A 22835-nucleotide genomic window follows, 5' to 3' on the forward strand; every position below is an offset into this window, starting at 1 on the left:
CGGCATGGGTATTTAAGGGTTGTGGGAGAAAGGATCGGCAAAAGCATTGGGGAAAGGGCGGGAGTTCAGAAAAAGAGCTTGAAGGCCATCAGGCCTCCGGCTCGGCGAGAACCTTGATCTTCCTTACCTCGGCCCTCTTGATCGGGTAGATTTTTCTCGCTTCCTTGGCTATCTCGCTGGCTATCTGACCGCTGACGGACTGCAGGACGAAATCGGCGAAGTTCAACTCACCGGCCTTCTTGTAGATGATGTCCTGTATGATCCGCCTTATGGCCTTCTCCTGACTGCTCTGTATCCTTCTGTAGGCGATCACCATTCCCATAACGCGGAGCCTGTAGCCGTCCTTGGTGGTGACGTTGAAGATGCCGTCAACGCGCGTGCTCCTCCTTCTAACGAGGGAGCGGATGTAGCTCCTCGCAAGGTTGTGCCCCTTGAACTTGGTGTACGCGTTCTGGCCCTTGACGTCGTACACCTGGAAGTAGAGCTTCACGTGCCCTTTTGTGAAGTCCCCGGTGAGGTCCTTCAGGGTGGTCTCTATAACCCTTCCGTAGACCTTTTCGGGCTCGTCTGCGGGGGTCAGCCCTATCTCCTTGCTCCCGAAGAAGTCCGGAGCGTAAACTGCGAACCATTCCTTCATCTTCCACTTATCCTTTGTAGCGGCAGCCCTTCTCCTTGGGTTAGCCTTCGCCATCTCAACACCTCCAGTTCACACCTTTCCGGTAACACCCTCTGCGATCTTGACCGAAAACACAAGGTCATCGAGAGCCCTGATGAGTGTTTCAATCTCACCCGAGTATTTAACCTTTGTTATAACCTTCCCATCAACCCATGCAGTTTCCAAATTTAAACTTTTCTTTAGGCCCGGCGGCATCGCCAAGTTGTCCACTTCCACGGCCTCGGCAACGGCCCTGGCCCTCTCCTCGTCCCCGTAGCGCCACACTATCCTCCCAACCACCTCAACCCTCACTCCCTTCCCTCCACCTGCTTTTTGAGGGCCTCGTTGAAGAGCCTTATGAAATCGTCTATCCTGTCCTTGGGGAACCTTATGCCGGCCGCTATGGCGTGCCCCCCTCCCTCGCCGCCGAGTTTCTCCGCAACCTCCCTGAGGGCATTTCCGAGGTGATAGCCCATTTTAACGGCCTTCTCAGTTGTCCTCGCAGAGCCCTTCACCAGCCTCCCGTCCTCCTCGCTGTCGGCTATGACGACAACGGGCTTCTCGGGCTTTGCAAGCCCTGCGTTTATGGCCATGTTGGCCGCTATGCCGACGAGGGTGTCGCGTATGTTCCCGCCGGCGTAGAAGACGTAAGCGTGCTCCCCCTCATCCGCCATGTTCCAGTTCTGGATGATGAACCTCCTCGCCTCTATCTGCTCCCTCTTGTACTCTTCGAGCATCTTCTGGGCCTGCCTGTAGGCCTCATCATCGCCGAGGCATATGGCCACACCAACCGTGCCGGCGTTCAGACGCCCCGTGGCGTTGAGGAGCGTCGAGAACTCCCTCGCCTCGTGCCTTGGATCCCCCTCGGGGTAAAGGGGACTTATGACAACGTCCCCGATGAGTCTGTCTATTGCCTCCTTCGGGGCGGCGTACTTTATCATATGGAGAACGAGCGCATCGTGAAGCTTTTTCTTCTCCTCTTCCCTCAGCTGCCAGTAGCGCATCTCCGGCTCAAAGCCTTTGCTCCTCAGCCACTCTATGGCCTTCCTCTCGTCACCGGTGATCCCAGGGAGCTCGGGGTTCGTGGAGTACGCGAGCATCTGGTAGAGGGGCCTGCTCTCCCTTCCAAAGAGCCTGAGCTCCTTCCTGACATTTAGGATTCCAAGTTTCTTGCCGTCCTCAATAACCTCAAGGTTGAGGCCGTGGAAGGTTCCGTCTATCTCCTGCATGTCCCCCACTGCCCCGACGGTTGCTATGTAGGCCGTGTCCCTGTTGTCACGACTCATCTCCCTCGCGATGAAGTAGGCAACCCCCGAACCGCTGAGATCCCTAACGCTGTTGGCCCCGAAGGGAACGGGGTTGACGAGGATGTGAGAGTCGTCTGAGAAATCGCCCTCCGGGGGATGGTGGTCGGCGACGACCACCGTGCTGAAGTCGAGCTTCTCCCCTATCAGCTTAACAGAGCCGCTTCCGAGGTCGCTGAAAACGTAGATCTCCCTTCGCTCCTTGGCGAGCTCCTCGATGAGGTCTTCGCTGACCTGCTTGACTATGCTGAGCTGGAAGCTCCCGCCCTCCCTCGCTACGGCCTTGGCCAGAATCGCGCCTGCTGTTATACCGTCGGCATCGCGGTGGGAGATGAGCCTTATGGTGTGGCCTAACTCGATGTGCATCTTGATCAGCTCGGCCGCTTCCCGAGCCCTCTCCAAGAAGGCATCCCTGTCCATGATACCACCCTGAGAAGAAGGAAAGGAATCAGCGCACGAGCAGCTTCGCCTGCTCCGGATCGTAGCGCCACTTCGCGGGGAGTTTGCCCGTTCTCCTGTAGTACTTGACGAGCCTTCTTATCTTGCTCTCTATGAGCTGCAGTCCCCTCCGGGAGTGCTTGTCCTTTGGGTGCATCTCAAGGTGCTTTCTGAGGTTGACGGCCCTCCTGATGAGGGACATGAGATCCTCGGGTATCTCGGATGCCAGCCCGTTCTCCTCAAGGATCCTGGTTATCTTCTTCCCGGTTATCAGCTTGACGCTCGGAATCCCGTACTGATCGCGCAGAATCGTCCCTATCATGGCCGCGCTGTAGCCTTCCTTTCTGAGCTTTACAACGAGCCCCTCCACTTCCTCAGCCGTGGCGTCGACCCATGTGGGTGGGGCCGTCCTCGGTGGCTTTTTGGAGCCCGACTTACCCCTCTTTCTCGCGTGAATCCTTGCCATACTAAACACCTCCGGGTGACGGTCAGCTCTCGCCGGCCGTCCCTTCGCGTTGGGATTGCCGGGAAGTTTAAAAAGGTTTGCCCCACTGGAAAGCCTTTAAACCCGACCCCCTACTCCCTCAGGTGATTAGATGGAGCTCGTTGAGATAACCGAGGGGAAGGCCCGCCTCCTCGTTCCCCGGGCGGCGAGGATATACGACGCCCCCGTTTTCTACAACCCCGTGATGGCCCTCAACCGGGATCTGAGCGTTCTCGCATTAAGGGTTCTCTCCCCCGAGAGGGTTCTCGATGCCCTGTCCGCCACAGGGGTCAGGGGAATACGGTACGCCCTCGAAACGCCCGCCCGGGAGGTGTGGCTCAACGACATAAAACCGGAGGCCTTCAAGCTGATCCTGAGGAACGTAAGACTCAACTTCGGGGCAGAGGCCGCGGGAGCTGGGGACAGGAGGGAGCTCGTGGCAGGGGGCAGAAAGCTGGTGGTTACAAGAGCAGATGCCAACGGAATCATGGGCAGGGCCTTCAGGTACTTCGACTTCATAGACCTCGACCCCTTCGGTTCCCCGATGGAGTTCCTCGATTCAGCGCTCAGGAGCGTCAGGAGAAGGGGGGCGCTGGGAATAACGGCCACAGATACAGGAGTTCTCTGCGGCGCTTACAGAAATGCCTGCAGGCGCAGATATCTCGCGGAGCCGGTTAGGGGGTATCTCTGCCATGAGGCAGGCCTGAGGATCCTCTTGGGCTCAGCGGTCAGGTACGCCGCCAAGTACGACCTCGGGGTGGAGGTTCTGCTCGCCTACTACCGCGACCACTACTTCAGGGCATTCCTAAGACTCACGAGCGGCGCTAAAAGAGCGGACAAGAGCCTTGGAGAGCTTGGCTACTTATATACGACCGGAAAATGGGAATTCGAATACGAAGAGTCTTTCCTGCCGGCGAGGGCCAACGCCCACGGCCCAATGTGGCTCGGCCCATTAAAGGATGAAGGCTTCGTGGAGAAGATGGTTGAGCTGGCAGGATCGGATCTCGCGAGCGGGAAGAGCCTGCCTTTTCTGAGGCTGCTCTCTGAGGAGCTCGACGTCCCCTTCCACTACGACACCCACGTTATAGCGGGGGCCATCGGAACCGCGGTCCCAAAGGTGTCTGCCGTCATCCAGGGGCTTAGAGAGCTCGGTTACCTAACGACGAGGACGCACTTCTCGCCCACTTCCATAAAGACGACTGCTCCTCCAAGCGCTGTAGTGGACGTAATAAGGGGAGTTTCGGGGCGATAGCTTAATTAACCACGAAAGCGTTCATAGGTAGAGGTGATAGCGGGTGATGGACCCGGCAAATGCCCACAGCTTTGGGATTGCCCTCATGGGCCTCAGCCTTGGCGCCGCCATCCTGGTCTGGATCGTGGCCTTCCTGATAGCTGCGTTCTTCCTGTACCTCGGGGCCAAGATGGTCGGCATACACAACGCGACCGTGGGGAAGAGCTTCATAGCGATAGTCGGAGGAGGCATACTGGCCGCTATAACAGCGGCGGTGCTGTTCTTCCTGCCCGGCATAAACGTCATCGTGGCGCTGATAGTCTACATCTGGGTTGTTAAGGCCGTCTTCGATACAGGTTGGTTGAGGGCCTTCGTGGCCCTCCTGCTGGCTGGTATCATAGAGGTCGTTGTCTACGGTACCGCCGTTCTCTTAGTACGGGGCCTCGTCTGAACCCCTTTTCCTTTCTTCTCGGGGAGGTTTTTGGAGAAAAAGATAAATACCACCGAGCCGTAGTCCCATTGATGCCGCTGATATTCGAGAAACCCGAGGCCCCCCAGTCCATCCTACCCTTCCAGGGATTCCCAGTTGAGGTGAAGCTCGGCAGCTCATCGGCCGTTCTCTACGGTGACGTCCACTCATCGACCCTCGTGACGTCCTACCTCCAACTGGCCCTCCTTGAAAAGCTCCCCGTCTACCACGTGAGCGTTGGCGGGAGCTACTCCCCCGGGGCCATGGAGAAGCTCGGGAAGAACCTCAGTGAGTTCTACTTCGGAAGGGCCTACTCACTCTCGGAGATCGCCGATGCAGTCTCGTCAATAGAGGAGGGATCAGCGGTTTTCATCTCGGGCTTTTCCCTTCTCCCGGATCTGAGTCCAAAGGGGATCCTTGAGCTGGTTGACCTCGCCGATGGCAGGGGCCTCACCCTCGTGCTCTCCCACTTCTCCCTCTCCCTCAACGAGCTCGACCTGCCAGGCGAGTTCAGATCCCACTTCTACGTACCGGAGATCTTCGACTACCTCCTCGTTGCGAGAACGAGCTCCTACAGGGGTCACTACCGGCTGAACCTCTCGATCCTGAAGGCCCCCTCAGAATACCTCGGCAGAATCGGAGACCACTCGATACAGGTTGACGGCCTGATAAAACCCCTTCTTTAGGGCTTTTAGAAAAGAACTGAAAGAAAAGAAGGAAAGCTCACTTCCTCCTCCTGAGGAGGAGCGGGAGTGCTGCGAGGGCTATTATCGCGGCCGGCCCGCAGACTTTGGTTCCGCCCGTGCTGGTTGAGCTTGGACTGCTCGAACTTGAGCTGGAGCTTGAGGAAGAGCTCGAAGAGCTTGAGCTGCTGCTGGAACTTGAACTCGATGAACTGCTGCTTGAACTGCTGGAGGTGCTGCTCTGAACCTTCTCAAGCTCGGCGCGGACCATGGTGAGCCTGTTGGCAGTGATAATCACTGTGAGGGTCTTCTCCTTGTAGCCGTTCATCTCAAGCTTGAGCGTGTGCGTTCCCACGGTTACTGTGTAGTTTTCGAGGGGAGTAGTTCCGACCTTCTTTCCGTCGATGTACACTTCCGCACCGCTCGGGTTGCTCTTAACCGTCAGCTTCCCGGTCTCGGGAGTAAGGGTAACGTTGAGGGTCTTGAGCTTGTTGTACTCTATTGAAACATTGTAGATCTTCTCAACGTACCCTGACTTCTTAATGATAACCTTATGAGTGCCCACCTGAATGGTGTAGTTTTCGAGCGGCGTTGTACCGACTTTCTTCCCGTCAATGTAAACCTCCGCACCGCTCGGATTGCTGTTGACTGAGAGGTAGCCGAGCTTCGGAGTGAGGTTCGCGCTTATCTCCTTAACCTCATTGTTCCCTATCTGAACGGCGTAGACCTTCTCAAAGTAGCCGTCCTTCTTTATAACGACCTCGTGGATGCCAACCCTGAGGGTGTAGTTTTCGAGCGGCGTTGTACCGACTTTCTTCCCGTCAATGTAAACCTCCGCACCGCTCGGATTGCTCTTAACCGTCAGCTTCCCGGTCTCGGGAGTAAGGGTAACGTTGAGGGTCTTGAGCTCATGGGTCTTGACCTGAAGTGAGTAGGCTGCGGTTATGTAATTGTTCTTCTTCACCATCACCACATGAATGCCGGCCTTTACGAGGTAGTACTTGAGGGGTGTCGTCCCCACAAGCTTCCCGTCGATGTAAACCTGGGCCCCGGCGGGCGTGCTCTCAACCGTCAGCAGACCGTAGTCTCCAACGGGTATCATGTCGACGGTGGCCCTCTTGCCGTTGTTAACGTCGTAGCTCTTGAGCTGCTCCTCCTGGGTCGGCTTGAACCAGCTCGGAACGAGGAGATCCATAACGCGCGGGGCAACACCGGCTATGATCGCGTCCGGGTCTCCGCCACCAAGCCTCCACTCAGCAGCTTTGACCTGGACGTCGCGCCACTCGTCAATGCCGAAGCCATCCTGAGAGCCGGCTAAAACAGCGTAGAAAGTGTCAGGGGTTATCTTGAGGTACTTCTTCGGGATCACCACGCTTATAGTGTTCGTGGAGAGGTCTGCCTTGGCCATTATGTTGACGGTGCTCATGTTCGGGAAGACGAGCTTGTTCGTCCACCCTGTCACCCTAACGGCAACGTCCCAGGGCCTGTTGAGGTTGACGTTCGCTCCGGGCCCGTTGTCCGCGAGCTTGATGGCTGACGTGTTCCCTCCCGGCTTGTAGTCGAAGTACAGCTCAAGTATCTGCAGGCTGAAGCCGTTCGGCCCGTTCCACGGGTTGCCGCCGAGGTTCTTGAAGTGAACGGACACTATGTAGCTGTGCGGTGTCTCGTAAACCGTCATTCCAGTTATGTCAAAGAGACCTGTCTGGTTGAACACGGGGTTGGTTGGATAGGTGTAGTTCCCGGGCCCGTGGTCGTCTCCAACCGCATCCGAAACGCTGAAGAGCTCCTTCATTAGCTTTATGTAGGAGGGGCTTGCCTTGGTGTCAACAAAGGTGGCGTTGGTGTCCATCTCGGTGTAGCTTGGGTTCTCCGGCGAGAGACTCGTGGAGGTTATTGAAACGTTGGCGTCCTCAGCGGTTACGCTGATCTCTTTGGCTATCTTGCAGACCGGTATCCTGAGGCTACCTAACGGTACGGCCATGGCAAAGGCCTGCGAGCCCATCCGGCCGCCGAGGTAAACCGTGCCATCAGCCACCTTTACCGAGGTGAAGTACGATGGGACTCCGGTACCGTAGGTCACCGCCTTTATCACAGCCCCGTCCTGGTCGAGCTTCATTACGAGGGCGTCCCCCTCGTAGCTTCCGGCGGCTATGACCTCATCGCCGACCGTGGCGAGGGCGTTTATGGCAACCTCGGGGTAGAACTTGGCCCACTTGAAGTGTCCGTAGTAGTCAAACTTTACTATGTAGGTTCCGTTGCCGGCCTTGACCGCGAGGAAGCTGCCCCTGTTCACGTGGGTTATCGCAGTGGCCACTTGGTCTCCTTCCCCACCTACGGCCTTCTGCCAGTAGACCTTGCCAGTCGGGCTGAGTTTGGCCACCCAGCCGTCCTTTCCGGAGATGCCGGCACCGTTTGCCCATCCGACGAGGTAGTAGTACTTGTAGTCCTTCAGGGCGTAGGTCACCTCGTACTTGCCGTCCCCCCTGAGGATCTCCTGCCAGTTGATGCTCCCGTTGTCGGGGTTGAAGTTGATCGCAAAGGGCTTCCCGTTCTCAGTTCCGGCTATGAGATCAGAGGCTATGGCCTCCGCCCTCTGGTCTCCTTCTCCTCCTATGGCCTTCTGCCAGACAACGTTTCCGCTGCCGTCGAACTTCACAACCCATGCGTCGTACCCCTTCAAGCCGGCACCGTTGACCCAGCCCGCGGCTATATAGCCGTTTCCAGCGCTCTCTATGGAGTTCAGCCCGTAGCTTCCTCCGGAGGTCTCGTTGACCGCCTTCTGCCAGATTATGCTCCCGTCATCGCTGAGCTTGACCACCCATGCATCGGAGTGCTTAACACCGGCACCGTTGAGCCAGCCGGTGAAAACGGGGGAGCCGCCGTAGGCCATACTGCCTATCAACCCACCCTCGGTGGTGTACGTAGCAGCCCAGAAGGCATTGCTGGGTTTCTGGTTCAAAGCGGTAACGGGGACGCTGAACCAGAGCAGGCTTCCGAGCATCAGAATTATCAGTGGAAGTGCCTTAAGTCCTTCCTGCCATGCACCCTTAAGTTCTTTGGATTTCACAACCCTTCACCTCCCAACGTGGGGTTCATTACTCCTAAGTGCGTTCATGCTTTTAACTCTATTGCCTCCGGCCCCTTAAAGGCCGGCTATTTATAGGAGGGCGGACTTAATAAACCTACTCCTTTCCAAAACCTCTTAAAACCCTCCCCCGAACTTACCCCGGTGGAGTCAATGGAGATAGGTGTCGTTGGAAAGCCAAACGTCGGCAAGTCAACCTTCTTCTCGGCGGCGACGTTGGTGGACGTTGATATAGCGAACTACCCGTTCACCACGATAGAGGCAAACGTCGGCGTCACGTACGCGATAGCGGAACACCCCTGCCGAGAGCTCGGCTGCACTCCAAACCCCCAGAACTACGAGTACAGGGACGGAAAAGCCCTCATCCCTGTGAAGATGATAGACGTCGCCGGTCTCGTCCCGGGGGCACACGAGGGGCGCGGTCTTGGGAACAAGTTCCTCGACGACCTCAGGATGGCCTCAGCTCTAATCCACGTCGTTGACGCCACCGGGAGGACGGACGCGGAGGGACAGCCGACGGAGCACCACGATCCACTTGAAGACATCGAGTTCCTTGAGAGGGAGATAGACTACTGGATACTTGGAATACTCAAGAAGGGCTGGGAGAAGTTCGCGAAGAGGATAAAACTCCAGGGAATGAAGCTCGAAGCCGCCATAGCGGACCACCTTTCTGGAATAGGCGTGACGGAGGAGGACGTCTGGGAGGCAGTCCACGGACTCGGCCTTCCAGGGGACCCGACGAAGTGGACTGACGACGACCTGTTCGCCTTCGTCCGCGAACTTAGGAGGATCAACAAGCCAATAATCATAGCCGCAAACAAGGCCGACGCAGCCGCCGACGCCCAGCTGAAGCGCCTCATCAGAAAGGGGAAGGGCAGGGGGTACATAGTCGTCCCGACGTCCGCCGTTGCAGAGCTCACCCTGAGGAAGGCCGCCAGGGCCGGCTTCATAGACTACGTCCCCGGCTCGGGTGACTTCAAGATTCTAAAGCCCCTGACCCCAAAGCAGGAGAAGGCCCTGGAGCTCATAAGGGAGAAGGTCCTAAAGAGGTTCGGCTCGACCGGCGTGCAGGAGGTGATAGACAGGGCGGTCTTCGAACTGCTCAAGCTCATACCCGTCTACCCAGTCCAGGACGAGCACAAGCTAACCGACCAGTTCGGCAACGTTCTGCCGCACGTCTACCTCCTCCCGCAGGGCTCAACGCCCCGGAACTTGGCGTACAAGGTTCACACGGATCTCGGAAGGACGTTTCTATACGCTGTCAACGCGAGGACGCACAGGCGCGTCGGGGAGGACTACCAGCTTGAGTTCAACGACATCATAAAAATCGTCGCCACAGCAAAATGAGCGTGAGAAGGAGGATGGAGCCCGGCCCGCATACCTTTCCTACTTTCCCACCGGAGTTGCTGCTCTTCCCTCCCCCTTTCAGCCGGGAGTTTTGACAGGGCTCGACCCCAACTTTCTGCAGGCTTATTCCGGCCAAATAAACTCCGGACACATGGTATTTTTTAGCGTAGGAGCAGACAATTCGCCCAAACTTCTCAACCTGTCTTTCATTACTGAGGTTTGCATAACCGAGGGCGAGCACTGAGACGTTGAGCTTTTGAAGTTCTTCCAGCTGCTTAAGCTCCCACTCAAGCTCGGCCCCCTTAAAGATCTCGTACCTCCGGGCTGAGAAGTTGTAGTAGGTGACGAAGTCCTCAAAGAGAAAGTAGTCCACGTAGGGCGCTATCTCCTCTTTTATTGAGAAGCCCCGGTTGGCGACTATCACTATCCCAGGGTAGCGCTCCTTTATCTCACGTATAAGCTCGATCATGGCGTTCCTCTTTTTGGGATATACGTCTACGTAATCCAGGTTATCGAGAAAGACCCCGTTGAAGCCCCTGGAGAGAATGTACGGGATAGCCCTGTTGAGAACAACCTCCCGCCATATGGACGACGAGAAGTCAACAACCCTTTCACCCCAGCGGGGATTTTTGCCGATGATTATGCTCTCGGGCACGTCCCCGGCCCAGGGTTCCCAACCGCCGACGGTTGCAAGGCTCAGGTAGCCAACGACCGTGTGTTCCCTGGACAGCCGGGAGACGTAGCTGGGCTCGACGGTGGGAGAGAGTATTAGGAGGTTGAAACGCCCAAGCTCCCCGAGGGTCTCATTCCCGAGCTGACCGTAGTAAACTGCAAAAGATGATGAGGAGACCGGAACTGCTGAAAACAGGAGCAACAGGAGGAGGAAGGACAGCTCAACCCACCGGGACATTTAAGGGCACCGCCATTCCCCTTCATTTCCAGATGTAGACATCGAGATAGCAGGGGAAGTAATCCTCCTTAACGGGTGTCCAGTAGTTTGACCAGTAGTTCACGGGTTCCAAAGGACCGGTATGCGTTATCACCTGATAGCCAGCGACGTTCGCAGGTTTGTTCATGCAGACGAGTGCGAGCTGGGCCTTTCTTATTGGACTCCTCAGGGCCCATATCCTGTACCAGACCTTGTATTCATCGCTGGAGACTTTTTCAACCCAGGCCTCTATCTTAACATCCCCTGTGTTTACTGTCGTGTTCGGGCTTATGTATGGGTCAACGTTCACCTTAAGGTTCTGAGGGACGTTTTCCGCCGTCCCCCGGAGGTAGTGAATTGTGATGCCGAGGAGAACGAGAGCCACCGCGATTATCAGTAGATACTCTACAGCGGACTGACCCCTCCCCATAGGGTTCACCGTTTAAAATTAGACGCAGACCTACAAATGCTTTTCCTTCATGAGCTCCTGATAAAGCCTCGGTTCCACGTCCTCCTCACTCAGGCCGAGCGCTTTGGCAACCTCCCAGATCCTCCCCTTCGCTTCGGGGACGTCATCGGAGATGACCTCTATGTCGAGGAAGCCTCCAAGTCCCTCAACGTCGTTCAGTTCAAAGGTCACATCCCCAAGTTTATAGACGAGGCGGCGCTTTCTGACGACGACGTCCTCGTTGAACCCAAGGCGCCTGAGGATCTCCACCGTTGTTCCGAAACTCGAAACCTCGACTTCGAGCTCGTCGAACTCCTCGTTCCTCCCGGGATCCTTTACCTCCTTATAAGTCAAAAACGCCCTCCCGAGATTCGGCACGTTCCTGACGCGGAGCAGACGCGGGTATGGCAGAGAGAAGTAGACGTCCTCCTGGAGCTCCTCATGGGAAAGATCGGCGCCGAGTTCCTCTATCTTTTCCCTGATAGCTTCAAAGTCCACCCTGAACTTGACCTCGACCTCCAAGGGCTACACCTCTGCGAGGAAGCCTATTACATCCTCCCCCTTCCGTATGTCATCGAGAGGGTAGACGTAGACGCTCTTGAGTGTGGGGAGGGTCTTTATGTTGTTGTTTATAAAGTCCTCAAGCTTCTCCTCGTTTTCCTCCCCTATCAGGACGAGGACGGTGTCCCTTCCGCTCTTCGAGACGAAGAGTACGTTGGGCAGCATCGAGAGGGTTCTCGTTATGTGGTTGACGTACCTCTCAAGGAAGTCCTCTATTATTGGAGTCTCGGCCTGGATGACCACGAGGGCGGTCTTCTTCGGTTTTAACTCCTCCCCGAGGAGGATCGTGTAGTGGTCTATGATCCCCCGCTCCATGAGCTTCTTTATCCTGAAGTGTATGGTTGACTCCGGTCTGTTCAGCCTTTCGGCTATCTCCGATATTGTAAGCCTTGCATCCTTCTTGAGCAGCCTTAATATCTCCCTATCGAGGTCGTCAAGCTGCGGCACGCTTACTCCCCCCATCGCCTGTACTCATTACCCTTGACCCCCAACTGGTCTATAACCCTACCCGCTATAAAGTTTATCATATCCTCCAATGTTTTGGGTTTTGTGTAAAAGCCTGGGGAAGCGGGCATCACAACGGCACCGGCCCTGGCGGCTTTGAGCATGTTCTCTATGTGAACAACGCTCAGCGGGGTTTCCCTGATGAGCAGGACGAGCTTCCTTCCCTCTTTGAGGGCGACGTCGGCGGCCCTGGTTATCAGGTTGTCGGCGTAGCCGTTTGCTATGGCCGAGAGGGTCTTCATAGAGCACGGTGCCACTACCATCGCATCGAAGGGGTATGAACCCGAGGCTATCGGGGCGAAGAGGTTTCCCTCATCGTAGTCCGGGTTTATGTCGGTGCCGAGCTCATGGAGGGCGATGGACCTCGCGGTTTTAGTGGCGAGCAGGATGACCTCGCTGTTGAGCTCCTCAAGCCTCTCGGCTATCCTGATGCCGTACACCACACCGCTTGCCCCAGTGATCGCCACGACTACCCTCATCCCGTATCCCTGTGGCTTATACTCACCTTCGGGTTTTTAAGCTTACCTAATTTCACAGATGGTTCAACCGGTGGCAAAATCTTTAATAGACCTTTGATATATCCTGTTAGGGTTGGAAAAATGTCAATAAGTGTGTTAATAGAGGCCGCGCTCACCCTCCTCAAGGGGACCGGGGCTAAGGTTCTCGTCCTGCTCAAAAGCCCGCCGGAAGAGGTTCTCTCCACTCTGCTCCCCAAAGGTGATTTCAGGGTGCTCCTAGTAGGCCCCTCCTTTGAGGTCAGGAGGAGGGACTTGATACAGGTCTCCATACCGACCAACCTCGACCTCGAGAGCTCGCTAAACCTGATCTCGGCCTTCCTCCTTGAGCAGGGCCTTCTTCGCGAGGGCGAGCCGTTTGTGTATGTTTCAGAGGATTCCGTTGGAATTAAGAGCGTTAGCAAGAACATATTCGCCGCAAACGGCTTTTTCTCTCACCACCAGTCGGTTGTTCAAAGACTGCTCGAGGTGGCCATAGAGCTGAGCGTTGAAGGCAGAGAGGGCTACCCAGTCGGCACCCTCTTCGTAATCGGGGACGTCAAAAACGTCCTCAGGCACTCCCACCCCATGCTCCCAAACCCCTTCAAGGGGCACAGGATAAGCGTCCTCAACAGGGACAGCAAGGAGATAATAAAGGAGTTCGCCCAGATCGACGGCGCCTTCGTGGTCAGCTCAAGGGGCAGGATAGTGGCCGCGGGCGTTTACATAGAGGTTGACCCCAGGAAGCTCGACCTCAGCCTGCCGAAGGGGCTGGGGAGCAGGCACATAGCGGCCGCCGGGATAACAAAGCTCACAAAGGCGATCGCAATAAGCCTGTCCGAGAGCGGAACCATCAGGATATTTAAAAACGGGATCATGCTCCTCGAGTACAACCCGAGGATGAAGTACTAAAAGGAGTCCCCTCGAGTTGGGCTGGGAATATTAAGATAAGAGGATACAAAAAACTCAGAACAGCCACTGGTTCTCAATGCACTCGTCGCACGGCGGCTTTTCTCCGGCTATTGCTTTGAACTTCTTGTAGATGCACTCCGGCAGGCCGAGCGGGCAGTGGTCGGGGTACTGGCCGGGCCTGACCTTGGTCGGGTCGAGCTTTATCTTTATGTAGGCCTCGTACTCCTCGACCTTCTTCCAGGGCAGCACCTTGGCGCCGTAGATGACGAGGTCGTCCCTTATCTTGGCGTAGTCGCCAACGACGGCGTTTTCCTTCACTATCACGTTCTTCCCTATGACCACGCCCTCGCCGAGTATCGTATCCTTGAGCTCGGCGCGCTCCTTGATTATGTCGTTTCCGAGCAGTATCGAGCGCCTGAGGTAGGCCCTGTCCTCGATCACGCTGTTGGGGCCTATGTAGGTGTAGGCCTTTATCTTGACGCCGTGGCCGACCTTAACCCCGTCATCAATGTAGGCCGGCCCCTGGATCTCCACGTCATCCGGAACCTCCGCCGTCTCTTTGATGCTGAAGTAGCCGTTCTCCTTTGCCATCTCATCAAGGGCTATCTGGTGAGCGTAGAAGAAGTCCTCCGGCGTTCCGAGGTCAACCCAGTAGTAGCTGCGCGGCATTTTATAGGCGTACACCTCACCCCTCGCGACGAACTTCGGGAGAACCTCGCGCTCGAAGTAGACCTCCTTTCCAGCCGGAATCTCCCCAAGGATCTTCTTGTTCACGACGTATATTCCGGCGTCCACGAGGTTTGTCTTCGGTCTGTGGGGCTTCTCCTCGAAGTGGAGAACCCTTCCATTCTCGTCTGTCTCGACGACACCGAAACGCTCAGGGTCGTAGACTTTAGTCACGGCAACCGTTATGAGGCCGTCGTTCTGCTCGTGAGCCTTTATCAGCTCCCCGTAGTCGAAGTTGGTAAACACGTCTCCGTAGATGACGAGGAAGTCGTCGCTGACGTAGTCCTCAACGTTCTTCAGTGCACCGCCGGTCTCAAGGGGCATGGGGTCGTTCACAAAGCGGATGTCCTTCGGATAGTTAGGCATCTCCTCCTCTATGAACTCCCTTATCTCTCCCTTCATGTAGTGAACCGAGAGGATTACCTCGTCAACTTCCTTGATCTTCTCCAGGGCGTCGAGTATGTACTGGAGGTTGGGCTTCCCGAGAACCGGTATCATTGGCTTTGGCCTCGTCGATGAGAGGGGCCTTAACCTCGTGCCGAACCCGCCGGCAAGTATAACTGCCTTCATGGTACTCACCGGTAGTTGCTACACGGGAGATGCTTATATATTTTACGCCCATAAAATATATAACTTAGGGTGAGAGGTTTTCATCGCCGGTGAGAGCCGCTCCGGTTTCCCCCCTTAACCTTCACCTTCATCACCTTTATCCGCCCGCCGCCCACAGGCATGAAGCACTTCCCGCCGCAGACCTTTCTCAGGGGACAGGTCTCGCAGGCTGGGGAGCCCTTGTGAACCTCCTCGATGTAGCCGAGAGCCTTCAGCATCTCTATCGCGGCCTCTACCTCGTCCTTTCTAAGCCCGAGCTCCCCTGCTATTTCCTCCGGTGTTCTCCTGCCCTCCTGAATGAGCTCTAAAATCCTCTCCAGGGTGTTCACGCCCCCCACCCCAGTAAAAGGCCGACGTGCCATATCAGGATGCCAACTATGGAGGCCACTGTTATCATGTAGGCCGTTGCCAGTGCCGCCCACTTCCAGTTGCTCTCGGCCCTTATCGCTCCGATGGTCGCTATGCACGGTATGTAGAGGGTCGTAACGGCCATGAGGACATAAGCTTGAAGGGGAGTCATCGCGCTTCTTATAGCGGCTGCCGTTCCGTAAAGGACGCCGTAGGTGGATATCACGTTCTCCTTCGCTATTATCCCGAAGAGCAAGCTTACCGCCGCCTTCCAGTCGAGCCCCATGAGCCCCATGTAGGGGCCGAAGAGGTGGCCCAGCTTTTCCGCATAGCTCCCCCCAGTTCCTATGGGGACGGGGTAGTTGCTGAGGTACCATATCAGCAGGGCCCCCACCAGTATCACAGTGCCGGCTTTCCTCACGAACTCCTTGCTCCTCTCCCAAGAGTGGAGTAAAAGGGCCTTCCCGCTCGGAACGAGGTACTCAGGAAGCTCTATAACGAAGAGGCCGCTCTCGCCCTTAACGAAATGGCTGACGAGCCAGGCCGAGAGAATGGCAACAGTGAAGGCCAGCGCGTAGATGCTCGCAGCAACGAGGGCGCTCTCCTTGGGGAAGAAAAGGCCCGCGAGGAAGCTTATGACGCTCAACCGAGCGGAGCAGGGAACGAATGGGTTTACGAACATCGTAACGAGGCGGTCTTTTTCATCCTCTATCGTTCTCGTGGCCATCACGGCCGGGACGTTGCATCCGAGCCCGAGAATGAGCGGGATAACTGCCTTTCCGGGCAGGCCGAACTTCCTCAGGATGCCCTCCATGAGAACGGCTATCCTCGCCATGTATCCCAAATCCTCAAGGAAGGAGAGCGCGAGGAAGAGGAGGAATACGAGGGGAAAGAAGCTCAGAACCATTCCAACGCCACCGATGATTCCATCAACGAGCAGACCCCTGAGTGCCTCGTTCGCTATGTGAGGGGCCAGCCAGTTCCCGAAGTCCGTGAAGGCCTCGGCGAGCCAGTTCTGAATGGGAAGGCCGAAAACGAATATGAACTTGAAAACGAAGTAGAACACGATCGCCATCACTATGAAACCGTAAACCGGGTGCACGAGGAGCCTGTCGAGCTGGTCGGTGAAGGGCTCACCCCCGGCTCGGCCGTAGCTCATGAACTCATGCGTAAGGCCGTCTATGAACTCGTATTTCTGCCCCGCTATCACGAGATCCATCGCCTTACCGTAGCGCTCCTCAACTTCATTTATATGGGTCATTACCCTATCGAGCCCCTCCTGACCGAGGTGCCTCTCAACGAGCTTCATAACCTCCTCATCGCGCTGGAGGAGCTTCAGGGCCAGCCACCTCACGGGGTACTTCGAGACCAGTTTGGTTCCTTCGAGGCACTTGGAAATGTGCTCTATCTCCCTTTCAACGGCCGGTTCGTAGGTTGGGATTATCGGTGTTTCCTCAACTTCCCCGTGGGCAACGGCTACGATGACGTCCTTGAGATCTTTCATGCCGATGCCGTCCTTTGCGTCCAAGGGAACAACCGGAACCCCGAGAACCTTCGACATCTTTTTAGCATCGATTTTTATGCCCTTCTTCTCGGCCAGGTCGATCTTGTTGAGGGCTATGACAACGTTCTTCAGGCCCATCTCGAATATCTCAAGCGTCAGGTAGAGGTTCCTCAGTATCGAGGTCGCATCAACTACATTGACAACGACATCCGGGTTTCCGTTGAGGAGGAAGTTCCTCGCGACGAGTTCATCGATGGAGTGCGCGGTCAGCGAGTACGTTCCTGGAAGGTCAACGACGAGAAAGCGCTCGCCATTGTATTCAAAAACCCCCTCCTTCTTCTCAACTGTCACACCGGGCCAGTTGCCAACGTGCTGCTTCATCCCTGTGAGGGCGTTGAAAATCGTGGTTTTGCCAACGTTGGGGTTCCCTGCGAGGGCCACGACCTTCATTGCCATTCTACCACCTCAGAGCTTCCTCACCAGTATCTTATCCGCCATGTTCTTGCCCACCGCCAGCCTCGTCCCCCCGGCTTCGATTATAACCGGACCGAACTGAAACCTGTCGAGAACCCTTATTATAACCCCCGGTGCGAGCCCCATCGGGTAGAGCTTGCTCCTGAAGTTCGGCCCACCCTGGAAGTTGATCACAACGCCGCTCTCCCCTGGCCTGAGCTCGCTCAATGGAACAATCATGTTCATCACCGTTAGGCTCTCCTAATCACCTGTATCTCCCCCGGACGCTTAATAAATCTTTGGTAGGCCTAACAAAACTCAGCGGTTCGAATTAAGGAGATTCAAGCTCAGAACTTCGAACCGGGGAAAGGGTTATAGGGAAAAAAGCGTTAGGTACCTCATTGCGGGGTGATATCATGGCAATAGACATAGACGAGGCCTTGAAGAAACCAGTGGGGATACTCGAGGACAACTACAGCTTCTTTGTCCTGCCCCTTATCCCCGCTGCCATAGACCTTCTCACCGGTTCTGTCAGGAGACCCGGGGGCATGCTTGGGCTCTTTTTCTCGGCCTACGGTCTGCTCAGCTTCCTCGCATTCCTCGTCGGGATCTGGGTAATGGGCGGACTCGTACGTATGGCCGAGGAGCAACTCAGGGGAGGCAGACCTGACTACAACGTTGGGCTCCAGGTGATAAGCGAGAGATGGGCCGACTTCACCGTTGCCGCGGTCATAATAGCGGTTGGAACCTTCGTAGGCCTACTGCTGTTCATAATACCCGGACTGCTGTGGCTCATGTTCGTGGCCTTCACGCTACCGATAATGGTCGTTAAAAACCTCGACGCAGTCGCCGCGATAGGGGAGAGCATCAACCTCATCAGGGAAAACCTGAACGACGTCTTCCTCTACCTGCTCGTGCTGGTTGTCTTGATGGCCCTGGTGGACTTCGTCCTGAGCCTCATCCCCTACATCGGTGGAGCGATAGCAACGATAATCATCGATCCATACGCAGCGCTCTCGGTAACGATAGCCTACCATCAGCTTGAAGGGGGTGATTTTTAACCCCCCTCTCCCATTCCCGTTATGATGTTGGGGGACGCCGTTGAAGGACTGAAGAACTTCGCCGTAAAAACCGGCTTAACCGCGGAAAGGGTACTCCTCCTGTTCTCCGGCGGAAAGGACAGCTCACTCGCCCTGTACCTCCTCAAGGAAGCGGGCTTAGACGTCTCCGCTTTAACCTTCTTCCACCGCTGGAGCTGGAAGGAGCCCCTAAGGTGGACAATGAAGTTCACCAAAAAGCTCGGCGTCGAGCACTTCCTCGTTGACATTACCGACGGCCTCCTCAGGGAAGCGGTCGGGAGAAAGGGGCCGGTCTGCATAAACTGCAAGAAGGTGATGCTCTGGAACGCCAGGTGGTTCGCGGCAAACAACGGCTTCGACATATTAGCGAAGGGAGACAACGCGAACGACAAAATAATCGGGGCTTTACTCGACCAGTGCGAAGGGGATATAAGGCTCTGTGAGATTCCAAGAATAGGAATACCAACCCTCAGGCCCCTCATAAGGTACACCGCGACGGAAGTCGAGGCCCTCGCGGAGGAAGCCAGAATAAGACCTTACAGGATGTACGAACACGCGCGGAGGAGGCAGTGGCGCGAGGGCTGTCCGCTCCAGTATATAGACCGGGAGGAGGTAGTAACTCCCGAACTCATGGATTTGGCCTACAGGGTGAACTACGGGGTGAGCAAGATCGCCAGGAGGAGAAAGGTTCGCGTGAGCGTTAGGGTCCCGAGCTTTGAGGTAATGTGCTGGGACTGTGATCCTGACACCCTGGAGGAGATAAAGCGAACCCTCTCGGCATTCGATCGGAGGTGAGCGGGATGAGTAAGCTTCCCGTTGGAAAGGTTAGGGATGAGACCCTGAGGAGGGTGATCCTCCCGAACTTAGGGGTGGAGGATGAGAGGATCGTCTACGGGCCGAGGAGCGGCTTTGACGCGGCCGTCTTAGAGTATGACGATGAGAGCTACCTCGTGATAGCCACAGACCCCGTTGTGGGTGTTCCGCGAGAGGCCTTCGGCTTCTTCACCTATCATTTTGCCGCAAGCGACCTCGCGGTTTTCGGCGTCGAAGCAAGGTGGCTCGTCATCAACCTGCTGTTCCCGGAGGGAACCGAAGAGGCCTTCCTCAGGGAGGTAATGGAGGATCTCAACGAGGAGTGCAGAAGGTTCGGGGGGAGCGTAGTTGGTGGACACACCGGAGTTTACCCGGGTGCGTCGGAACCAACGGCGACGACGACAGCTCTTGGACTCGTCAAAAAAAGCGATCTAAAACTTCCCCTCGCCAGACCGGGCGACAGGATAGTGGTTACGGCGAAGGTAGGCCTTGAGTTCGCGGTTTCAGCGGCGTACTTTAGGGAGGGGGAGCTCTTAGGGACCTTCTCAAAGAGGGACTTGATGAGGCTTAAGAGGTCGTTCTACTTTGAGACCGTGCTCCCGGATGCGCTGATAGCAAGGCCCTTCGTCAGGGGGATGCACGACGCGACAGAAGGAGGCTTAACCGCTTTGCACGAGATAGCGGACAACTCCGGGGTTGGCTTCAGGGTGTACTCCCACCGGCTTCAGCTCGATCCCCTCGTTAGGAGAGTCTTGGACTTCTACGGCCTTGAACCATGGAGCGTCTCATCGAGCGGGACGCTGATAGCGATAACACCCCCCGAAAAGGTTGGCCCACTGATAGAAGAGCTGAACAGGAACGGGATCTTAGCCTTCGAGATAGGAACCTTCACCGAGAAAAGGGAAAGGATCCTTGTTGAAAAGGGGGAGGATAGGCCCTTCCCCAAGTTTGAGGGAGACCCCTACGCCATGCTCCATGGGAAAGCGCCTGAGCACCTGGCAAAAAGTTAAGGAATCACTCCCTGAGGGGGAGCCCGTGGTCGAAGGAGTAGTACACCTTCTGGAACTCGGCGCGGAAGCCGTAGACGTCCCTCTTAACCTTCTTCGGGTCCTCTTTATCCAAGAGAACGCGCCTTATGAAGTGCGCTATCTCCCTCATCTCATCCTCCATCATGCCGACGCGGGTCATCTCCTGAACGCCTATTCTGAGACCGCTCGGCTCGTTGACTTTCTCAAGCGGATCCCATGGAAGTAAGTTCTTGTTGAGGATTATCCCTGCCTCCTCAAGGAGCGGTGCAGCCCAGCCACCGGCCTTCTCGTGGAGGTCGCTGACGTCAACTATAACCTGGTGGCTTTCAGTGTAGCCCTTGTCCTCACCGATGACGTTGAAGCCCTCCTCGGCTAAAGCTTCAGCGAGGGCCTTCGCGTTCTTGACTATCTGAGCAGCATAGGCCTCACCGTATTCGAGCATCTCAGCCGCTGTAATGACCTTCCCGGCCATATGGTGGAGGTGGTGGTTGCTGACGACTCCCGGAAAGATCGCCCACTGGAGCCTGGCTATCTCCTCGCTCTCTCCAAAGCGCTTGTAGAGTATGACACCGCCCTGCGGCCCCGGGAAGGTCTTGTGGGTCGAGGCTGTTATAACGTCGGCTCCCTCGCGGAGCGGATCCTGGAACTGCTTGCCGGCTATAAGACCGAGGACGTGGGCCGCATCGTACATGACGTAGGCACCGACTTCCTTAGCGACCGGAGCCAGCTCCTTGACGGGGTGGGGGAACGGGAAGAGCGAGCCGCCGAAGACGACTATCTTAGGCTCAAGCTCCCTTATCATCTTCTCGGCCTTGTCAACGTCTATGTTGAAAGCTTCGTTGTCGAAGGGCCAGGTGTGGACTTCAAGACCGCGCATTCCAGCCGCTCCAAAGGGCATGTGGCTTATGTGACCGCCGTGACTGGTGTGGAGGACTATGGCCCTGTCACCTGCCTGGGCAAGGCCGAAGAAAGCGGCCTGGTTTGCGTTGGTTCCTGAAACCGGCCTCAAATCCGCGAAGTCGCTCCTGAAGAGCTTTGTGAAGAGCTCGACACCGATGAGCTCGACCTCGTCAACGTACTTGCAGCCCTGGTAGTAGCGCTGCCTCGGCCAGCCTTCAGCGTACTTGTGCATGAAGCCGCTTGCAACAGCTCTTGTAACGCTCGGAGAAGTCACGTTTTCGCTCGCTATGAGGTTTATCGTGTGGGCCCTCCAGTGCTCGTGGTCCTCAATAAACTCCAAAACCCTGTCCCGGTATTCGCGGTAGCTTTCGGCCATGGAAAACACCTCGATGGGGGTTTGAATGATGGGGATATAAACCTTATCTTTCTCCCAAAACCCGCCCTTCTGAAGGAACGGCCTTTCCCGGCAGGATAGAGACCAGTCAAAGCCCGAAAGGGGCCGGTGCACACCTGAGGAACTGTCCTACCGCATAGCCCTCACGGAACCTCCAGCACAAGACCGTGCCTCCACCTCGTCCCGGCCTTAAAGCGGACGTCCCTGATCCTGTACCGCCTCTCCTTCCCCTCCTCGACCACCGCCCTTATCAGCGGCTCCTTGTTGGGGAGTAAGAGGGCAACCCTTCCACCGGACCCCAAGTAGTCGAGTGCCTCCTCGATGAGCTTAACCGAGAACCCCTCACCGTATTTACCGCCCCCGACCGCTTCCCTCTCCGTCAGAACGCCCCTTGTCGGCGCCTCGTAGTAGGGAGGGGCAGAGAAGATGACGTCAAAGCGCTCGCCTTCCGGAACCACGCCCCTTATTATCCCGCCCCCGCTCTTGAGCAGCCTGATCCGCGCGTTGTTCCTTTTGATGTTCTTCCTCGCGTGCTCAAAGAACTCCTCATCCAGTTCTGTTGCAGTAACGTCGCAGTTGAATATCTTAGCCGCCATGAGGGCCATTAGGGCCGTGTGCCCGGTCCCTATCTCAAGAACCCTCTCCCCGCCGCGGAGGAAGATCCGCATGAACAGGTAGCGCGAGATAGGCGTTGTTACGAGGCCCCTCGGATGGTATTCGATATCGAGCCCGAAAATGGCCCTGGCTACCGCCCTGTTGTAGAGTATCCTCGCCCTTCTGTTCGAGAGGTCGAGCCTCCCACGTTCGTCGAGATACTTTTCGAGCTCGGGGAAGAGCTTAACCGCTTCCCTCACGGGCAGGCCAAGCCTTCCGTCCTTCCAGGCCGGCATGGAAAAAGTTGAGAGGAGAGCTTAAAAGCTCATTCCCTCGGGTTCACCAGCCTGCCGATGAAGAGTATCTCCTTCGTGTCCTTGTCTATTATGACGAAGACGAAGGGGTGGTCGGCGCGGAACTCGATGTACCGGGGGAGCTCTCCGATAACGTGAGCGGAGGTGAGGGCAATCGCTGCCGTAGCCGCTGCCGCTTCGGTTCCGTTCTCCGCGACTTTTATGTAGGCCTTGTGGACGACCTCCGAGATGTAGAGGCCCCCATCGCCTATCCCCGAGAAGTCCGCCTCTCCCGTAAAGACCGAACCCATCCCCATGGCCTTCAGCACGTCGGAGAGCCGGTATTCGGTTCTGAACTCGAATTTGGGAATGCTTACGCTGACGTTCTCCGGCTTCATGGACTTAAGCGCGCTCAGGATGTAGCCAATTGTAAGCTTGGAGTCCAAGCCTTTCTGACCTCCTCCCCGCCCTAAAGGGCGAGGGTTCCAACGAACTAACCCCTCGCTAAGGGCGGAGAGGTTTGAGGGGCTTCATTCAAACCCAACTCAAAG

25 protein-coding genes are annotated in these 22835 nt (G+C 56.3%); 8 read left to right on the forward strand and 17 right to left on the reverse strand.

The genetic code is table 11. From position 1 onward, the window contains the following. Positions 1-88: 88 nt before the first annotated feature. Genes MVB78_RS08610 through MVB78_RS08625 form a run of 4 tightly spaced genes read right to left on the reverse strand, consistent with a single transcriptional unit; the run spans position 89 to position 2863 of the window. Complete coding sequence (locus tag MVB78_RS08610; RefSeq protein WP_297490345.1) at positions 89-691, reverse strand: 30S ribosomal protein S3ae; 603 nt, start codon at positions 689-691, stop codon at positions 89-91. A gap of 15 nt (positions 692-706) precedes the next feature. Next, the gene (locus MVB78_RS08615) at positions 707-967 is read right to left on the reverse strand and encodes a KEOPS complex subunit Pcc1 (RefSeq protein ID WP_297490347.1); all 261 of its coding nucleotides are present in this window, start codon (positions 965-967) and stop codon (positions 707-709) included. Further along, positions 964-2379, reverse strand: a complete 1416-nt coding sequence (locus MVB78_RS08620; protein WP_297490349.1) for a DHH family phosphoesterase — start codon at positions 2377-2379, stop codon at positions 964-966. Before MVB78_RS08620 ends, MVB78_RS08615 begins: the two co-directional genes overlap by 4 nt. A gap of 28 nt (positions 2380-2407) precedes the next feature. After that, entirely contained in the window at positions 2408-2863 is a 456-nt protein-coding gene (locus MVB78_RS08625; RefSeq protein ID WP_297490351.1) for a 30S ribosomal protein S15, read from the reverse strand. A gap of 130 nt (positions 2864-2993) precedes the next feature. Here MVB78_RS08625 and MVB78_RS08630 point away from each other — a divergent pair, with 130 nt between their 5' ends. The 3 genes from MVB78_RS08630 (at position 2994) to MVB78_RS08640 (ending at position 5267) form a co-directional block, all read left to right on the forward strand. Next, positions 2994-4133, forward strand: coding sequence for a tRNA (guanine(10)-N(2))-dimethyltransferase (locus MVB78_RS08630; protein WP_297490353.1), 1140 nt, complete (start codon positions 2994-2996; stop codon positions 4131-4133). Positions 4134-4179: 46 nt separating this feature from the next. Further along, entirely contained in the window at positions 4180-4563 is a 384-nt protein-coding gene (locus MVB78_RS08635; RefSeq protein ID WP_297490389.1) for a hypothetical protein, read from the forward strand. 71 nt (positions 4564-4634) lie between these two features. Next, positions 4635-5267, forward strand: a complete 633-nt coding sequence (locus tag MVB78_RS08640) for a hypothetical protein (RefSeq protein WP_297490355.1) — start codon at positions 4635-4637, stop codon at positions 5265-5267. 37 nt (positions 5268-5304) lie between these two features. Here the strand turns inward: MVB78_RS08640 and MVB78_RS08645 are convergent, their stop codons facing one another. Beyond that, entirely contained in the window at positions 5305-8331 is a 3027-nt protein-coding gene (locus tag MVB78_RS08645) for a PEGA domain-containing protein (RefSeq protein ID WP_297490357.1), read from the reverse strand. 171 nt (positions 8332-8502) lie between these two features. Here MVB78_RS08645 and MVB78_RS08650 point away from each other — a divergent pair, with 171 nt between their 5' ends. Next, positions 8503-9696: a redox-regulated ATPase YchF gene (locus MVB78_RS08650; RefSeq protein ID WP_297490391.1), complete on the forward strand. Its 1194-nt coding sequence runs from the start codon at positions 8503-8505 to the stop codon at positions 9694-9696. Here the strand turns inward: MVB78_RS08650 and MVB78_RS08655 are convergent. From MVB78_RS08655 to MVB78_RS08675, 5 genes are read right to left on the reverse strand one after another with little or no spacing between them, the layout of a single operon-like run. Next, positions 9668-10606, reverse strand: a complete 939-nt coding sequence (locus tag MVB78_RS08655; protein ID WP_297490359.1) for an endo alpha-1,4 polygalactosaminidase — start codon at positions 10604-10606, stop codon at positions 9668-9670. The genes MVB78_RS08650 and MVB78_RS08655 overlap by 29 nt on opposite strands. Positions 10607-10628: 22 nt before the next feature. Next, positions 10629-11054 carry a hypothetical protein gene (locus MVB78_RS08660; protein WP_297490393.1) on the reverse strand — a complete coding sequence of 142 codons (426 nt, stop codon included), beginning with the start codon at positions 11052-11054 and terminating at the stop codon, positions 10629-10631. Positions 11055-11084: 30 nt separating this feature from the next. Continuing rightward, complete coding sequence (gene cyaB, locus MVB78_RS08665) at positions 11085-11594, reverse strand: class IV adenylate cyclase (protein WP_297490361.1); 510 nt, start codon at positions 11592-11594, stop codon at positions 11085-11087. A 3-nt stretch (positions 11595-11597) separates the two neighbouring features. Continuing rightward, positions 11598-12095 (reverse strand): Lrp/AsnC family transcriptional regulator, encoded by a 498-nt coding sequence (locus MVB78_RS08670; RefSeq protein ID WP_297490363.1) that lies wholly within the window; start codon positions 12093-12095, stop codon positions 11598-11600. Then, a complete protein-coding gene (locus MVB78_RS08675) occupies positions 12083-12616 on the reverse strand; it encodes a UbiX family flavin prenyltransferase (protein WP_297490366.1) in 534 nt (177 codons plus the stop codon). The genes MVB78_RS08670 and MVB78_RS08675 overlap by 13 nt, the downstream gene beginning before the upstream one ends. A 120-nt stretch (positions 12617-12736) precedes the next feature. Between MVB78_RS08675 and MVB78_RS08680 the strand changes: the two genes are divergently transcribed. Next, the gene (locus MVB78_RS08680) at positions 12737-13543 is read left to right on the forward strand and encodes a diadenylate cyclase (protein WP_297490368.1); all 807 of its coding nucleotides are present in this window, start codon (positions 12737-12739) and stop codon (positions 13541-13543) included. A 54-nt stretch (positions 13544-13597) separates the two neighbouring features. On the opposite strand, the gene MVB78_RS08685 is transcribed toward MVB78_RS08680, so the two are convergent. From MVB78_RS08685 to MVB78_RS08700, 4 genes are all read right to left on the reverse strand, one after another. Further along, positions 13598-14839, reverse strand: a complete 1242-nt coding sequence (locus tag MVB78_RS08685; protein WP_297490395.1) for an NDP-sugar synthase — start codon at positions 14837-14839, stop codon at positions 13598-13600. A gap of 80 nt (positions 14840-14919) precedes the next feature. Next, positions 14920-15207, reverse strand: coding sequence for a DNA-binding protein (locus MVB78_RS08690; protein WP_297490370.1), 288 nt, complete (start codon positions 15205-15207; stop codon positions 14920-14922). After that, on the reverse strand, positions 15204-17186 hold the full coding sequence (gene feoB / locus MVB78_RS08695; protein ID WP_297490371.1) for a ferrous iron transport protein B: 1983 nt from the start codon (positions 17184-17186) through the stop codon (positions 15204-15206). Before feoB ends, MVB78_RS08690 begins: the two co-directional genes overlap by 4 nt. Positions 17187-17195: 9 nt before the next feature. Beyond that, on the reverse strand, positions 17196-17429 hold the full coding sequence (locus MVB78_RS08700; protein WP_366940193.1) for a FeoA family protein: 234 nt from the start codon (positions 17427-17429) through the stop codon (positions 17196-17198). Positions 17430-17599: 170 nt separating this feature from the next. Between MVB78_RS08700 and MVB78_RS08705 the strand changes: the two genes are divergently transcribed. The 3 genes from MVB78_RS08705 to MVB78_RS08715 are packed head-to-tail and all read left to right on the forward strand — an operon-like array spanning position 17600 to position 20085. Further along, positions 17600-18244, forward strand: a complete 645-nt coding sequence (locus tag MVB78_RS08705) for a hypothetical protein (protein ID WP_297490373.1) — start codon at positions 17600-17602, stop codon at positions 18242-18244. Between the two features lie 24 nt (positions 18245-18268). Continuing rightward, positions 18269-19057: a 7-cyano-7-deazaguanine synthase gene (locus tag MVB78_RS08710; protein WP_297490398.1), complete on the forward strand. Its 789-nt coding sequence runs from the start codon at positions 18269-18271 to the stop codon at positions 19055-19057. Between the two features lie 5 nt (positions 19058-19062). Beyond that, on the forward strand, positions 19063-20085 hold the full coding sequence (locus tag MVB78_RS08715; RefSeq protein ID WP_297490375.1) for an AIR synthase family protein: 1023 nt from the start codon (positions 19063-19065) through the stop codon (positions 20083-20085). Between the two features lie 4 nt (positions 20086-20089). On the opposite strand, the gene glyA is transcribed toward MVB78_RS08715, so the two are convergent. From glyA to MVB78_RS08730, 3 genes are all read right to left on the reverse strand, one after another. Continuing rightward, positions 20090-21379, reverse strand: a complete 1290-nt coding sequence (gene glyA / locus MVB78_RS08720; RefSeq protein WP_297490377.1) for a serine hydroxymethyltransferase — start codon at positions 21377-21379, stop codon at positions 20090-20092. A 161-nt stretch (positions 21380-21540) separates the two neighbouring features. Beyond that, positions 21541-22287, reverse strand: coding sequence for an RlmF-related methyltransferase (locus tag MVB78_RS08725; RefSeq protein ID WP_297490379.1), 747 nt, complete (start codon positions 22285-22287; stop codon positions 21541-21543). 29 nt (positions 22288-22316) lie between these two features. Beyond that, positions 22317-22730 (reverse strand): serpin family protein, encoded by a 414-nt coding sequence (locus MVB78_RS08730; RefSeq protein WP_297490381.1) that lies wholly within the window; start codon positions 22728-22730, stop codon positions 22317-22319. Between the last annotated feature and the right edge of the window lie 105 nt (positions 22731-22835).

Source organism: Thermococcus sp., assembly GCF_026991495.1.
In the GTDB taxonomy this organism is placed as follows: domain Archaea; phylum Methanobacteriota_B; class Thermococci; order Thermococcales; family Thermococcaceae; genus Thermococcus.